This is a genomic window from Streptomyces ruber, from assembly GCF_014648075.1.
GTDB lineage: Bacteria > Actinomycetota > Actinomycetes > Streptomycetales > Streptomycetaceae > Streptomyces > Streptomyces ruber.
The window spans coordinates 100,826-115,137 of the sequence record NZ_BMQK01000010.1; the positions used below are offsets into that span (position 1 = coordinate 100,826).

A 14,312-nucleotide genomic window follows, 5' to 3' on the forward strand; every position below is an offset into this window, starting at 1 on the left:
GAGCGGTGGTGCGTGCCGGCCCGGTACGCGGTCGGGCGTACCGGGCCGGCGCGGGCCCTGAGACCGAGCCGCTACCCGGCGAGGGCGCCGGCGGCGTGCCGGTCGCGCAGTTCCTCGGCGTGGGTGACGACCTTGCGGATGCCCTCGGCCCAGGCGTCCATCAGGCCGGGGCGCTCGTCGGAGTACGTGGGCAGCCGCAGCGCGCGGGCGATGTAGGCGTCGACGCCCGGGAACTCGTCGCCCCGGTAGACGCGGTAGGTGTTGTCCCCGGGGTGATACGTGCCGGAGTGCCAGTCGGGGCTGCGGAAGGCGGCCTCGCGGTGCAGCGGGGGCGAGGTGGGCCGGGTCAGCGGCACGCCCTCGGCCCTGACGGCGGCCGTGAAGACGTCGATCGGGAGACCGCCGAGCTCCTCGGCGACGTAGAGGGGCTGGTAGCTGACGTAGTGGGCGACGCGGTCGACGTGCTTCTGCCGCACCGGCGGGGTGATGCCGGGGATGTCCTCCAGGAGGGCGCCGAGCCGGCCGTAGTTCCGCTCGCGGCCGGTGAGCACGGTGTCGAGCCGGGAGAGGGCCCCCCGGGCGAGGGCCGCGCCGACGGGGTGGATGCGGTAGTTGAGGCCGAAGCCGGTCCGGCCGTAGGCGCCGTACTCCTCGCTGGTGACGTCCTCCTCGCCGCGGTCGATGCAGTGGCCGAGCATCACCGCGCGCTCGTAGATCCTGCGGTCGTCGGTGACGAGGACGCCGCCCTCACCCGCCGCGACCTGCTTCTTGGCCTGGAGGCTGAAGGCGGCGACATCGCCGTGGCGGCCGACCGGCCGCCCCGAGCACTCCGCGCCGTGCGCCTGGGAGCAGTCCTCGACGACCGCGAGGCCGTGCTCGCGGGCGAAGGCGGTGATGCGCTCCATGTCGGCGGGGAAGCCCATGAGGTGGGTGACCACGACGGCCCTGGTGCGCGGCGTCAGGTGGGCGGCGAGCCCGTCCGGGTCGAGGATGCCGGTGTCGGGGTCCACGTCGGCGAGGACGGGGACGCCGTTGCAGGTGAAGACCGGCATGGCGGTGGCGAGGAAGGTGTAGGCCGGGGCGATGACCTCGTCGCCGGGGCGCAGGTCCAGGCCGAAGAAGGCCGAGTGCAGGGCGGAGGTGCCCGAGTTGACGGCGAGGGCGTGGGCCGCGCCGAGGCGCTCCCGGTAGCCGTTCTCCAGGGCCTGGACCTCGCCCTCGCTGCCGTTGTAGGTGATCTCCCCGCGCCGGAGCAGCGCGGTGACCGCCTCGATGTCCTCCTCGGTGATGTGCGGCCACCTGGGCCGCTCGGCCGGGGTCAGCAGGGGCTCTCCGCCGAGGAGCGCCAGTCGCGTCATGCCTGTTCCTTCCTGAGCAGTTCCTGGATGTCTTGCGGGGTCCGCAGCCGCAGGCACGGCACGGCGCGGGCCTGCATGCGGGCGAACAGTGCGGTGTTGGTGCGCCGGACCACGGGGAACTCCCGGTGGGCCCAGAGCAGGAGCTGCACGGCGCTGCCGGGGCGTTCGCGGTTGCCGTTCCACAGCTCCTCCCGGGTGCGCAGCCGTCGCAGGGTGCGGCGCAGCAGCCGGGCCGTGGTGGCGCTCCGCGGCGGGTCGACCCAGACGACGGTGTCGGCGAGCTCCTCCAGCACCGGGTGGGCCGCGCCGTACTGGCCGTCGGCGATCCAGCCGGCGGTACGGTCCAGGGCGGCGACGTCGGCGAGGAACTCGCCCTCGGGGCGCCGCCGCCAGCCCGCGGCCCAGAACATGGCGTCCAGCTCGTAGTGCGGGAGGCCCCGCGCCTCGGCGAGGGCGCGGGCGACGGTGCTCTTGCCCGCGCCCGAGGGGCCGACCACCCACACCCTGCTGCCGGTCGTGCTCACGTGCCTCGCCTTTCGACTGGTGCGGCTGGTGCGGTTGGTGCCGGTGATACGGAGGGTTCGTCGTCCAGGAGCCGGGTCAGCGCGGCGGCTCCCTCGTGCAGCGCGGAGAAGTCCTGCCGCAGTTCGAAACCGGGCACCTCCGCCGCCATGCGGGCGAGGAGGCCCTGCCGGACGGACGACGGGACGGGGTCGAAGAACGGCAGCAGGAAGTCGACGTGCTTGACCGCGGTGGACAGCTCGTTGGCCGCGAGCCGGGCCAGGGTCTCCTCGGGGCGGAGGGGCACGACACCGGGTTCGGGGTGGAACCGGGGGAAGACCAGGGCCCGTACCGGCGCCTCGGCCAGCAGCGGGGGGCCGCCCGTGAGGTCGCGCAGTTCCGCCGGGTGCAGCAGGCGGCCGGTGTCGCCGGGCAGTCCGACGGCGGCGAAGGTGTCGCCGCGCACGGAGACCCGGCGGGGCCAGCCGCGCCCGGTCCACCCTCCGGCGCCGGCGGCCGCACGGACGGAGACGTCGTCGTTGCCGACGAAGCTCAGCCCGTGGCGCAGGGCGGACAGGACGGTGGAGGTCTTCCCCGCCCGTTTCGCGCCCAGCACGAGCGCGCCGCGTCCGTCGTCCCGGGCGACCAGCCCCGCGTGCAGGAAGACCTCCGGGTCCTCCGTGTGCGCCAGCCGCAGCAGGATGCGGGTGAACCGGACCAGGTTGTGCCACAGGAAGTCGCGCGGCATCGCCGGGTCGAACAGCACCTCGCGGGCCGTTCCGTCGTACCGGAGCCGGGTGGGGGGTTCGGTGGCGCTGGTGATGACCACCTCCTCCCCCGCCGGCCGCTCCCGGTCCGCGATCCCGATCCGCCAGCGGGCGGCGTCGGGTCCGCCGGGCGCGGGAGCGACCCGGACGTACGGGGCGAGCAGCTCCCGGACGTACGCGGCGGCGTCGGGACCGACGTCCAGGGCCACCGCGTGCCCGGAGGTGCGGCACACGTACCGCGTCATCGTGGGGTTCCCTGCGGGGCCGTGGCGACGACGTCGGAGAGGATGCCGCGGACCGCTGCGGCGCCCTCGGCCCGCCAGCCGAGGTACCACTCCAGGATGCCCGGAGCGCGTCGGGCGACCTGCCGGAGGTAGCCGGGTGACGGGACGAAGTTCAGCTCCAGCACCGGGACGAGGGAGCCGAGTTCGGCCGGTGTGAGCGGCTCGTGCGCCGTCGCGGCGGCGAGGACGGCCCGGGCCCGGTCGGGCAGGACCTGGAAGCTGCCGCGGGCCTTGCGGGGCAGGAACAGCAGCGCCCGGGCCACGTCGTAGACGCGGGAGCGCAGTTGCAGCGCGTCCCAGTCGAGGACGCAGGTCAGCTCCCCGCCGTCGGAGTACAGCAGGTTGGATCCCGCGACCTCGCCGTGGGTGAGGACCTCGGGGAGGTCGCCGTACCCGGCGAGTTCGGTGCGGGCCCGGCGCAGCACCGCCGCGTAGGCGCGCCGGGCGTCGGCGCGCACGGCGGCGCTGACGTACGGGGCGGCGATCTCGTCGACCTCGTCCAGTGCCGCGTGCGGGGGCCGCTCGGTGGTGAGCCAGAACTCCAGGTTGCGGGTGGAGCTCTGGCCGTCCGCGGGCAGTCCCTCGACCGGGACGCGGTGCAGCGCCGACAGGAAGGCACCGGCCTGTTCGATGTCGCCCGGCCGGGCCGAGTCGAAGGCCCGGCCCTCCCGCCAGGGCCGCAGTTGCCAGACGGAGCCGTCCTGGACGGCCGAGCTGCCTCCCTCCACCGTCGGCACGGGAGCCGCGACCGGGATGCCCGCGGCGGCCAGCCGGGGCAGGGCCGCGTGTTCGAAGGCCAGCCACTGCGGGGCGACGTCCCGCCCGAGCCGCTTGAGCGCGTACTCCCCGTGCGAAGTGGTCACGCGCCACACGGTGTTGACGCTCTCCCGGTTCAGGAACCACGCCCGGTGGGTGCCGAGACCGTAGCTTCCGTCGAGGACGCGGGCGACGGCGGGGTCGTGCTCGGGCAGCCAGGTGGCGGGGTCAGGCATTCCCGTCGACCGCCTGCAGGGCGTGGTGCTCGCCCGCCTTGCGCACGAAGGCCTGGAAGTCGTGCAGCGCCTCGGACTCCCTGGCCCCCGCCTTCGGGCTCTTGAACAGGAAGGCGCAGACGGGGTCGATGATGCCGACCATGCCCTGGCGGGCGGCGCTGTGCGCGGTGCGGACGGCGTTGGCCAGCACGGCGGCGGCGTTGGGGCTGTCCTCGACCTCCAGGCGTATCTCCATGTGCACGGGGGCGCCGATGATGCTCTCGCCCTCGATGCGCAGGAAGCACACCTTGCGGTCGCCGAGGTGCTTGACGAAGCCGTTGGGGCCCGCGGCGACCTCGCGGGAGTCGATGCCGGCGTTGGCGAGGGCCTTGCGCTTGGAGACCTGCTTCGAGCGGGACCTGGCCGGGTCGGAGAGGTTCAGGAAGTCGGTGTTGCCGCCGACGTTGAGCTGGTAGTTGTCCTTGACCTCGACACCGCGGCTCTGGAAGAGCTCGATCAGGGCGGTGTGCAGGGTGGTGGCGCCGAGGTGGCTGCGCAGGTCGTCGCCGAGGAGTGCGGCGCCGCGCTCGGCGAACAGGGCGGCCAGGACGGGGTCGTTGGCGACCGGTTCGGGGGTGGCGTTGACGAAGCTCGCGCCCGCCTCGGCGGCGGCCCTGGCGTACGTCTGGACGGCCTCGGTGGAGCCGGTGGGCAGCAGGCAGACCACGACGTCGGGCCGCGTGGCGGCCAGGGCGGCGGCCAGCGACTCCGGGGTCGCGCCGGCGGTGTCGGCGTGGGCGCCGACGGCGTCGCCGAGCGCGCCGTCGAGTCCGTCGAGCAGCGGGCCGGCCTGGACGGTGACGCCCAGGTGCGGCACGTCCACGTGGCGGACGGCGGCGGTGCGGCCCGCGTACACGGCCTCGGAGAGGTCCAGGCCCACCTTCAGACCGTCGACGTCGAAGGCCGCGACGAACTCCACGTCGCCGAGGCGGTGACCACCGATGTACTCGTGCATCACACCGTTGGCGGGGCCGGGCCGTTCCCGGTCCAGGACCACGGACTGCACGAAACTGGAGGCGCAGGAACCGACGCCGGCCAGCGCGACCCTGATCGCGTTGTTACTCAAGGGTATCCCTCCGGACGTATACCTGACGGTCGATACGAATTACTCGGCTTACTCGGCGTGCTGAGGCATCTCACGCAGCGTTGAGGCAGCTCACGCGGCCGGGGATCGGCGCGAACAGTGGAACTGAGCCAGCAATGTTCGCCCGGTTGCAGGCAAACGTATATCAGGGGACTTCGTTTATCCACCGCTCAGTATCGCCGAGTTTCACTGACGGCCACATCGGCGCGCGTGACACCTTTTTACACTTGCTTTACGGCACCGAATCCGGACGTCTCGCGCATGTCCGCGAAAATACGCAGGGAAAGGAGCCGAGGAAAGGAAAGCGCGGGAAGCGGCGCGCATGCCGACGGACCTGTTCACCGCTCGCACGGCGAACAGGCAGCACGAAAAAGTCCCGCACAAAGAAAAGCTTCGGCAAAAATGGGAGACGGCCGTCGGACAGCCGGGGCTTTACTGAATCTTTGACAGCGGGGACGCCGGAAACGGCGGGGCGAGGAAAAGGCCGCGTCCGCAACGGAGGCGGCCCCGCGCGACGGGCGCGACACGGTGCCGTGGAGGGTCCCCTCCACGGCACGGCGGTGTCACATCGCGGTGAGCCCGGCGTCGACCATGAGGTTCTCACCGGTCACGAATCCGGCCTCCGAGGAGAGCAGGAAGGCGACGGTGGAGGCGATCTCCTCCGGGTCGGCGGTGCGGTGCAGCATGTGCCGGCCGCCGATGTCCGGGCGGGCGTCCGCCTCCTCGCGCGACACGCCGTACTTCTCCTGGTAGCGGCGCGCGAGGTTGTCGCTCCAGACCGTCCCCGGGCTCACCGCGTTCACCCGGATCCCCGCACCGGCCAGGTCGGTGGCCATGCACCGGGTCATGCCGATGATGGCGGCCTTGGTGGCGCTGTAGGTGACGGACCGGGGCTGTGCGATGTGCGCGGAGATCGAGGAGACGTTGACGACGCTCCCGCCGCCCGCGGCCTCCATCAGGGGCGCGGTGTGTTTGACCATCAGGGCGTGACCCATGATGTTGACGTCCGTGACGCGCCGCCACTCCTCGACGGTGGCCTCGATCCCGCGCGTGATGAACGCGGCGGCGCAGTTCACGAGCAGTTCGACGCCGCCGAACGCGGCCCGCGCCGCCTCCACCGCGGCCACCACGTCGTCCTCGTCGGAGATGTCGCCGCGCACGAAGCCGATGTGCCCGGCCCCCGCGCGCCGCGCCAGTTCCGCGGCCGTGGACGTTCCGAGCTCCTCGTTCGTGTCCATGATCATGACTCGGGCGCCCTCCTCGGCGAGGCGCTCGGCGACCGCCCTGCCGATGCCCTGGGCGCCGCCGGTCACCAGGGCGGGACGTCCTCGAAGTCCCTTCATGTGCCGGTACCTCCGCTTCCGTGCTCAGGCACCGACGACGTCGGGCTCTGCGGGGGCACCGTCGGTGAGCACGGCGCGCAGCCGGGGCGCCAGGTCGGCCGGTACCAGCCGGTCCGTGGTGGCGTCCAGCTCGTCCAGCGTCCACCAGCGGTGACCGGAGACGGTGTCGATCTCGCCCTGGCTGAAGCCGCTGGTGTCGATCCGGAAGTGGGAGACGCGGCAGAGGTAGATCCGCTCGCGGCAGTCGTAGGTGTTGCCTCCCCAGGAGGCGATGGCCTTCCGGTACCAGATCTGGGGGCCGATCTCGAACTCCGTGCGGCCGGTCTCCTCCTCGACCTCCCGGCGCAGGGCCTCCTCGGGGGTCTCCCCGTCCTTGATGCCGCCGCCCACCGGATACCAGAACGTTTCGCCGTTGTCGTCGTCCACGCTGGAGAACAGCAGGAGCCTGCCGTCCTCGTCCAGCAGCAGCGCCCGGGCACTGTGACGGATCTGCGGGGTGGTCGTCACGAGGGGTCTCCTGTCGTCTCGGCACCGGCGCGTGGGGCGAGCCAGGCCGCCAGAACGTCTCTGCCATAGGTGGCCGGTGTCCACGCGCCCCGGCGGGCGGGCACGGCGGCGGCCAGTTCACCGATCCTGCCCTTGACGTCACCGGCCGGTTCGGGACTCGGGTCGGCGGACAGCCACCGGCCGCGGTACGCCGTGTCGGGTACGAGGATGTGCTCGGCCAGAGCGGCGACGGCGTCCGCGCCGGGGACCGGGCTGGAGTGGGGTGCGTCGGCGCCGGTGTTCTCGAGCAGCACCAGCCCGTCGATGCGCGCGGAGGCCACGAACTCGACGCCGGCCAGGCGCCGCATCTCCTCGTTGCTGAGCGAGATCTTGTTCTTGGGGTCCGGTCTGCGGACGGCCGCCTCGCCGTGTCTGATGAGCCGGCTCTTCTCGCCGGGCTCGATACCGAGGCCGGCCGCCGCCTCCTGGGTGAGGCGGGTGGACAGGGGCAGCCCGACCACGACCCATGCCGGGCCGTCGGCCAGCAGCAGGCACCGGTCGGTGGCGACGCAGTAGCCGCCCGAGCGGGCGAGCTGGACGGAGGCCGAGGTCTTGCCGGCGCCGGAGGGACCGGCGAGGACCACCCCGGTCCCGTCGGGCAGGACGGCCGCCGCGCCGTGCAGCATGAGTGCACCGCGACGGACGAAATGTTCGCGCACCAGTTCCCGCATGGTGCGGGTGACGACGAGGCCCAGCTCGTGCTCGTGCGCGGCGATGATCTCCCAGGCGAGGAAGTCCGCGGTGATCAGGGCGTGCGAGAACTCGTGCCCCTCCCCCGAGACGAGGACGAACGCTCCGTCCTCCCGCCGATGGCAGCCGTACCACCAGCCCGCGTAGGACTCACGGTGCTCGGTCGCCGGCCGCGCGGCGAGTTCCCCGAGCCGGGACGGGGAGCTGACGGCTGCGATGTCGATCCGCGTGCCGGCCGGGCCCGGCTCCGCACGGGCGAGCCGGTGCTGGCTCTCGACGTAGTCGAGGACCCCGTGGTCCTCGGCACGCACCCGGAACTCCAGGTCGTGCCAGGTTATCCGCGTTAAGCTGGGTAATGCCAAGATAAACGCCCTCCATGACACAGAAGAGGTGATCGTGCTTCGCCGGCCCGCGGAATTCCTATCTCTCCCGCGTACCGAAACCGAAGGCGGTCACGATCGGCCCTCCCGCGGTGGGGACGACCGCCACGGGAGCTGCTTCTGCGCCGGAGCGCGCTTTCTTCAGCATTCATAGGTTCTTTCTGTTGCGACAGACGGCGGATCACCTCAGCGGTCATCCGCTTCGATATCTGTCTTCATGTCCCGTCAAAAGCGTGCCGCGTCACCAGGTCGCCGTTCAGCCACTGGGCAAAGAGTGAACCGGCTGGTAAGTTACCGACCCGTTGGCCTTCGGGTCCCGCTTGCCGACCCCGTGGGGTTTCCCGACTGCAAGCGATCTTCTCAAACTTCATTGAAACTATCAACACTCGAGTTTCCCCGAGCCAGTTGGGCGGTTTTCCGGAAGCGGACGCGTACCGGACGCGTACCGGACGCAGAGGCCGTCGGCGACGGTGCGGCCGGTGAGCACGGAGCCCCGGAGGGGCGGGGGCGCCGCGACCGTTCCGGCGGCCCGGCCCGCGGAGAAGTCCGGGGTGACGCCGGCGGGGACGGCGGCGCCGGTCACTCGGACACCGGTCAGGGCCGGCAGCGCGAGCGCGGCGGCGGCCGCGACAGCGGCACAGATCCGGCGCAGCGACTTCCTCATGGCGTGCGTGTGGTGCACGGGGTGTCCACGAACAGCTCGCGGGGCGCCGTGCTCACCGGAGGCCGAACGCCGGACGGCCCGGCACCGCGGGTGCGGTACCGGGCCGTCCGGGCGTGGTCGGGCGGCGCGTCAGCCCTGGCGGGCCTTGAAGCGCGGGTCCTTCTTGTTGATCACATACGTGACGCCGCGCCGGCGCACCACCTGGGCACCGGGCCTGGCCTTCAACGAGCGCACCGACGTGCGCACCTTCATCGTGATCTCCTCTGGGGGGGTCAGCGAACGGTCATCGCTCTTCGCGGAAGAGGACGTGCTCGCCGGCCACCGGGTCGTACTTGCGCAGGACGAGCCGGTCGGGGTCGTTCAGGCGGTTCTTGCGGGTCACGTAGGTGACTCCGGTGCCGGCCGTCGACCTCATCCTGACGACGGGGCGTGTGGTGCTGCGTGCCATGAGGTGCTCCTTCCGTCACGGCCGCCCGGGTCGTCGACCCGGGCACTCCGGACGTGGTGTGCAACAAGGCCGCCCGGTGCGGCATTCCCGGCATCCCCGGTGGCTCAGTACCGCCCGTGCGCCCCGCGGCGGCGGCCAGTACGGTACGTGCTCGGAGCCGCCGTACCCGAGACCCGTCGCCACTGAGACCCGGCCCTGGGAGATCAGATGACTCCGGTCGTGCACCACCGCACCGTCGGCGCCGACGGACAGAGTGCCTTCCACCGGGAGGCCGGACCGGACGGCGCACCGGCCGTCCCGCTCCTGCACGGCTTCCCGACCGGCTCGCCCGTGTTCCGCAGCCTCGTCCCGGCCCTGGCGGACCGCTACCACGTGATCGCCCCGGCGCGAGGCACGCACCCTGGGGAGCACCCGCCGGCAGTACCCGAACGGCGTCGTGGACCGCACGCTCACCAGCCCCGGCGACCGGCAGGGCGGCGACCGGACGAGCAGGACGAGAAGGACGAGCAGGACGAGAAGGGAGTGACATGGCCACCACCGAACCGACCGTGGCGGGCGTCCGCGTTCCCGACACCGGAATCGCCCGCGCGGCCACCGAGCTGATCCGGGACACGACGCCGGACCTGATCTACCACCACTCGCGCCGTGTCTTCTGGTTCGGCAGCCTCCTGGGGCGGAACCGGGGGCTGAGCTTCGACCCGGAACTCCTCTACGTCGGCGCGATGTTCCACGACGTGGGGCTGGGCGAACCGTACCGCTCCAGCGGCAGGCGCTTCGAAGTGGACGGCGCGGACGAGGCACGCCGGTTCCTGCGGAGCCACGACGTCCCCGAGGACAGCGTCCGGCGAGTCTGGACGTCCATCGCGCTGCACACCACCCGGGGCGTCACCGAGTTCATGGAGCCGGAGGTCGCGCTCGTCCACACCGGGGTCGTGTACGACGTCCTGGGCCTCGGGTACGACGACATCGGCGAGGCCGAGAGGGCCGAGATCATCCGGCTGCATCCGCGGCCGGACTTCAAGAAGAACATCCTCCGGGCCTTCACCGAGGGCATGGCCCCCCGGCCGGAGACGACCTACGGGACCATCAACGCCGACGTGCTGGAGCGCTTCTCCCAGGGGTTCCGCCGGGACGACTTCGTCGACGCCGTCGAGCACTCGGCGTGGCCGGAGTGACGACGTGAGGTGACGCGGGACACCACGCGCGGCGTCCCGCGTCGGGCGTGCGGGGTCACGGTGCGGTGAGCGGTCCGGCCGGCGAGTACACCGTGGCCGTCAGCGGGCCGGCGGCCGGACCGGCCGCCGGCGCCGCCCGCAGGAAGGACCGCACCCGGTCGTCGGGCAGTGCCCGGGACCCGCCCCTCACGTACCTGCGGGGCGGTGAAGCGGTCGTACCCCGCGAAGGCGAGCGGCGCCGGCTTCTCGGCGGTCGCGGGCCGGCCGTTGCGGTGCACCGCGAAGAACGTCATGAGGCCGCGGTGACCACCGTGCGGCAGATCCGCGCCGCGCTGGACGCGGGTCTGACCACCGGGGTGATCCGCAAGGTGCTGCCGTGCGCCCGTGGCGAGCAGCCGGGGTTCGACCGGTGCGCGGATGTGCGGTCCGTCCCGGAGCGGGAGAAGGCGGCCGTGGAGCGGCGCATGCGCGAGCTGGACCTCACAGTCGCCGGGCCATCGCCGGCCACCTCGGTCGGTACGGAACCCGGTCCGCCGCGGGGTGGCCGCCGTCCCTTCGTATCGCGTCGCAGCCGTCCCGAGGCAGCGCCGACCGTGCGCCGGCGCGGTCGAGCGGGGAGCCGGGCGGGGACCGCCTCATGGGCGAACGCACATGCCAGAACATCGCACGAATATCCTGGCCGATGCGATGTGACAGGGTCGGTCCTCCTCGCAACTGCGGCAGTATGATCAGCGCATGCACACCTATCGGATGAGGGACGCGGCCGCTCTGCTCGGCATCAGCGCCGACACCGTGAGGCGCCTGGTCGACGGCGGGAGGCTCGCCGCCGAGCGCGACGAGCAGGGACACCGGATCATCCCCGGCCCGGCGCTCGCCGACTACGCCCGGCAGCTGCACCGCACGGAGCGGGAGAAGGGCGTGTCCTCGGCCCGCAACCGGCTCACCGGCATCGTCACCGAGGTCGTCCTCGGTGATGTGTCGGCGCAGGTGGAGATCCAGGCCGGACCGTTCCGCGTGGTGTCCCTGATCAGCCGCGAGTCGGCGGAGGAACTGAAGCTGGAGCCCGGTGTCCCGGCGGTCGCCGTGATCAAGTCGACCAACGTGGTCGTCGAGCGGCCGTAGCGCCGCAGGTCTTCGCACGTGTTCGTACGACGCAGAGGAGTCACAGCCCCGTGATGACCCGTCACATCCGCCGGACCCGCCGCACCGTCCCGGTGGCCGCTGCGGGGGCGGCCGCACTGCTGGCCCTGACCGCCTGCTCCTCCTCGGACTCCGGCGGCCTCTCGTCCGGCTCCTCCGCCTCGGCGTCCTCCTCCCGTGAGCCGTCCGGCACGGTCACCGTGTTCGCCGCGGCCTCGCTGGAGGAGAGCTTCACGACGCTGGGCGAGGAGTTCGAGGAGCGGCACCCGGGCACGGAGGTGACCTTCAACTTCGGCGGCAGCGACTCCCTCGCCTCCGGCATCACGAGCGGCGCCCCCGCCGACGTGTTCGCCGCGGCCAGCACCAGGACGATGAAGATCGTCACGGACGCGGGGCTGGCGGACGGCACCCCCGCCGCCTTCGTCCGCAACGAGCTGGAGATCGCCACCCTGCCGGGCAACCCGGACGGCATCTCCTCCCTGAAGGACCTCACCGGCTCCGGCCTGAAGGTCGTGCTGTGCGACGAGAAGGTGCCGTGCGGCGCGGCCGCGCAGAAGGCGCTGGAGGCCGGCGGCCTGGAGCTCACCCCGGTCTCCTACGAGCAGGACGTCAAAAGCGCCCTGACGAAGGTGGAGCTGAAGGAGGCCGACGCGGCGGTGGTCTACAGGACCGACGTGCGCGCGGCGGGTGACAAGGTGGCGGGCGTCACGTTCCCCGAGTCGGCCGACGCCGTCAACGACTACCCGATCACCCTGCTCAAGGACGCCCCCAACACCGCGGCGGCCAAGGCGTTCATCGAGCTGGTGCGGTCCGACGAGGGCCAGAGGGTGCTGACCGAGGCCGGGTTCCGCAAGCCGTGACCGCCCCGCACCTCACACCCCGCGCCCGGAGGAGAGCCGGCCGCGGCGCGCCGCTCCCGCTGCTCGTTCCCGCCCTGCTGGGGCTGGCGTTCCTGGTGCTGCCGCTGGTCGCCCTGCTGATCCGGACCCCCTGGGGCGACCTCCCGGACCAGCTCACCAGCCCGGAGGTCTGGCAGGCGCTCCGGCTCTCCCTGGTCTGCGCCACGGCCGCCACCGCCGTGAGCCTGGTCCTCGGGATTCCGCTGGCCTGGCTGCTCGCCCGCGTGGAGTTCCCCGGCCGCGGCCTCGTCCGGGCCCTCGTCACCCTGCCGCTCGTCCTGCCGCCGGTGGTGGGCGGTGTGGCGCTGCTGATGGCGCTCGGCCGCAACGGCGTCGTCGGCCAGTGGCTGGACTCCTGGTTCGGCATCACCATCCCGTTCACCACGGCGGGGGTCGTCCTGGCCGAGGCGTTCGTCGCCATGCCGTTCCTGGTCATCAGCGTCGAGGGCACGCTGCGCGCCGCCGACCCGCGGTACGAGGAGGCGGCCACCACCCTGGGCGCCTCCCGTCTCACCGCGTTCCGCCGGGTCACGCTGCCGCTGATCGCGCCCGGCATCGCCGCGGGCGCCGTCCTGGCCTGGGCCCGCGCGCTCGGCGAGTTCGGGGCCACGATCACCTTCGCCGGCAACTTCCCCGGCCGTACCCAGACCATGCCGCTCGCCGTCTACCTCGCCCTGCAGAGCGACCCCGAGGCGGCCATCGCCCTCAGCCTGGTGCTGCTGACCGTGTCGATCGCGGTCCTCGCGGGGCTGCGCGACCGTTGGATGACCGCCTCATGACCCACACCGGGAAGACCCCACCCGACGGCACCGTCCCCGGCACTGCCGCCGGGGGGACCCCGGCCGCCGAGGGCCTCGACGCACACCTCGTCGTGGACCGCGGCGCCTTCCGTCTCGACGTGGCCCTGAGGGCCGCGCCCGGTGACGTGGTGGCGCTGCTCGGCCCCAACGGCGCCGGGAAGACCACGGCCCTGCGCGCGCTCGCCGGGCTCGTCCCGCTCGACGGCGGCCGCCTGGGGCTCGACGGCCGTCTGCTGGACCGCACGCCGCCCGAGTCCCGTCCGGTCGGCGTGGTCTTCCAGGACTACCTGCTCTTCCCGCACCTGAGCGCCCTCGACAACGTGGCCTTCGGACCGCGCTGCCACGGCGCGACCAAGGCGGAGGCCCGCGCCCTGGCCGCCGCGCTGCTGGAGCGCATGGGCCTCGCCGACCACGCGGGCGCCAAGCCCCGGAAGCTCTCCGGCGGCCAGGCGCAGCGCGTCGCCCTGGCCCGCGCCCTGGCCACCCGGCCCAGGCTGCTGCTCCTGGACGAGCCGCTGGCCGCCCTCGACGCCCGTACCCGCCTCGACGTACGCGCGCAGCTCCGCCGCCACCTGGCCGACTTCGAGGCCGTCGCGGTCCTCGTCACGCACGACCCCCTGGACGCCATGGTGCTGGCCGACCGCCTCGTCGTGATCGAGCACGGCCACGTCGTCCAGGAGGGCACCCCGGGCGACGTCGCCCGCCGCCCGCGCACCGACTACATCGCCCACCTGGTCGGGCTGAACCTCTACCAGGGCCGGGCCGACGGCCACACGGTCCACGTCGACGGCTCGGACGACGGCACCGGTACCGGCACCGGTCCCGTGATCGTGACCACCGAGGACCTCACGGGCCCGGTCTTCGTCGCGTTCCCGCCGGGCGCCGTGACCCTGCACCGCGAACGCCCGGCCGCCTCCAGCGCCCGCAACCAGTGGCGGTGCGAGGTGACCGGGATGGAGGCGCACGGCGACCAGATCCGCGCCGATCTCACCGGCGGGCTGCGCCTCACCGCGGACCTGACGACGGTGGCCGCGGCCGAACTCGGCCTCCACCCGGGAGCCGAGGTGTGGGCGACGGTCAAGGCGGCCCAGACACACGCGTACCCGGCCTGAGGCGGGCCGCCGGACCGGCGTGGTACGCGTGGGACGTCTCCCGTGGCTCCATCGGCTCCGTAGCAGGAAGGTGGGTCCCATGTCCGCCGG

16 protein-coding genes are annotated in these 14,312 nt (G+C 72.9%); 5 read left to right on the forward strand and 11 right to left on the reverse strand.

Annotated features, from left to right (window positions below):
- Nucleotides 1-71: 71 nt before the first annotated feature.
- The 11 genes from IEZ04_RS21405 to rpmG all read right to left on the reverse strand — a co-directional run bounded on the left by IEZ04_RS21405 (nt 72) and on the right by rpmG (nt 9,096).
- Nucleotides 72-1,358 carry a DegT/DnrJ/EryC1/StrS family aminotransferase gene (locus IEZ04_RS21405; RefSeq protein ID WP_189218547.1) on the reverse strand — a complete coding sequence of 429 codons (1,287 nt, stop codon included), beginning with the start codon at nt 1,356-1,358 and terminating at the stop codon, nt 72-74.
- On the reverse strand, nt 1,355-1,882 hold the full coding sequence (locus IEZ04_RS21410; RefSeq protein ID WP_189218548.1) for a P-loop NTPase family protein: 528 nt from the start codon (nt 1,880-1,882) through the stop codon (nt 1,355-1,357). The genes IEZ04_RS21405 and IEZ04_RS21410 overlap by 4 nt, the downstream gene beginning before the upstream one ends.
- Complete coding sequence (locus IEZ04_RS21415) at nt 1,879-2,871, reverse strand: phosphoenolpyruvate carboxykinase (ATP) (protein WP_189218549.1); 993 nt, start codon at nt 2,869-2,871, stop codon at nt 1,879-1,881. Before IEZ04_RS21415 ends, IEZ04_RS21410 begins: the two co-directional genes overlap by 4 nt.
- Nucleotides 2,868-3,902, reverse strand: a complete 1,035-nt coding sequence (locus IEZ04_RS21420; protein ID WP_189218550.1) for a phosphotransferase enzyme family protein — start codon at nt 3,900-3,902, stop codon at nt 2,868-2,870. Before IEZ04_RS21420 ends, IEZ04_RS21415 begins: the two co-directional genes overlap by 4 nt.
- A complete protein-coding gene (locus tag IEZ04_RS21425) occupies nt 3,895-5,007 on the reverse strand; it encodes an inositol-3-phosphate synthase (protein ID WP_189218551.1) in 1,113 nt (370 codons plus the stop codon). Before IEZ04_RS21425 ends, IEZ04_RS21420 begins: the two co-directional genes overlap by 8 nt.
- A gap of 581 nt (nt 5,008-5,588) precedes the next feature.
- A complete protein-coding gene (locus IEZ04_RS21430) occupies nt 5,589-6,368 on the reverse strand; it encodes an SDR family NAD(P)-dependent oxidoreductase (RefSeq protein WP_189218552.1) in 780 nt (259 codons plus the stop codon).
- Between the two features lie 24 nt (nt 6,369-6,392).
- Nucleotides 6,393-6,875, reverse strand: a complete 483-nt coding sequence (locus tag IEZ04_RS21435; protein ID WP_189218553.1) for an NUDIX hydrolase — start codon at nt 6,873-6,875, stop codon at nt 6,393-6,395.
- Entirely contained in the window at nt 6,872-7,966 is a 1,095-nt protein-coding gene (locus IEZ04_RS21440) for a hypothetical protein (RefSeq protein ID WP_189218554.1), read from the reverse strand. Before IEZ04_RS21440 ends, IEZ04_RS21435 begins: the two co-directional genes overlap by 4 nt.
- 397 nt (nt 7,967-8,363) lie before the next feature.
- Complete coding sequence (locus IEZ04_RS21445; RefSeq protein WP_189218555.1) at nt 8,364-8,666, reverse strand: hypothetical protein; 303 nt, start codon at nt 8,664-8,666, stop codon at nt 8,364-8,366.
- Nucleotides 8,667-8,777: 111 nt separating this feature from the next.
- Nucleotides 8,778-8,900, reverse strand: a complete 123-nt coding sequence (gene ykgO, locus IEZ04_RS21450) for a type B 50S ribosomal protein L36 (protein ID WP_189218556.1) — start codon at nt 8,898-8,900, stop codon at nt 8,778-8,780.
- Nucleotides 8,901-8,931: 31 nt separating this feature from the next.
- A complete protein-coding gene (rpmG, locus tag IEZ04_RS21455) occupies nt 8,932-9,096 on the reverse strand; it encodes a 50S ribosomal protein L33 (protein ID WP_189218557.1) in 165 nt (54 codons plus the stop codon).
- A 527-nt stretch (nt 9,097-9,623) separates the two neighbouring features.
- On the opposite strand from rpmG, the gene IEZ04_RS21460 reads away from it, so the two are divergent.
- From IEZ04_RS21460 to IEZ04_RS21480, 5 genes are all read left to right on the forward strand, one after another.
- Nucleotides 9,624-10,271 carry an HD domain-containing protein gene (locus tag IEZ04_RS21460; RefSeq protein ID WP_189218558.1) on the forward strand — a complete coding sequence of 216 codons (648 nt, stop codon included), beginning with the start codon at nt 9,624-9,626 and terminating at the stop codon, nt 10,269-10,271.
- A 735-nt stretch (nt 10,272-11,006) separates the two neighbouring features.
- Nucleotides 11,007-11,393, forward strand: a complete 387-nt coding sequence (locus IEZ04_RS21465; RefSeq protein ID WP_189218559.1) for a TOBE domain-containing protein — start codon at nt 11,007-11,009, stop codon at nt 11,391-11,393.
- Between the two features lie 53 nt (nt 11,394-11,446).
- Nucleotides 11,447-12,271: a molybdate ABC transporter substrate-binding protein gene (gene modA / locus IEZ04_RS21470; RefSeq protein ID WP_189218560.1), complete on the forward strand. Its 825-nt coding sequence runs from the start codon at nt 11,447-11,449 to the stop codon at nt 12,269-12,271.
- Nucleotides 12,268-13,089, forward strand: a complete 822-nt coding sequence (locus tag IEZ04_RS21475; RefSeq protein WP_189218561.1) for an ABC transporter permease — start codon at nt 12,268-12,270, stop codon at nt 13,087-13,089. Before modA ends, IEZ04_RS21475 begins: the two co-directional genes overlap by 4 nt.
- Nucleotides 13,086-14,222: an ABC transporter ATP-binding protein gene (locus IEZ04_RS21480; protein ID WP_189218562.1), complete on the forward strand. Its 1,137-nt coding sequence runs from the start codon at nt 13,086-13,088 to the stop codon at nt 14,220-14,222. Before IEZ04_RS21475 ends, IEZ04_RS21480 begins: the two co-directional genes overlap by 4 nt.
- The last annotated feature ends 90 nt before the right edge of the window (nt 14,223-14,312 follow it).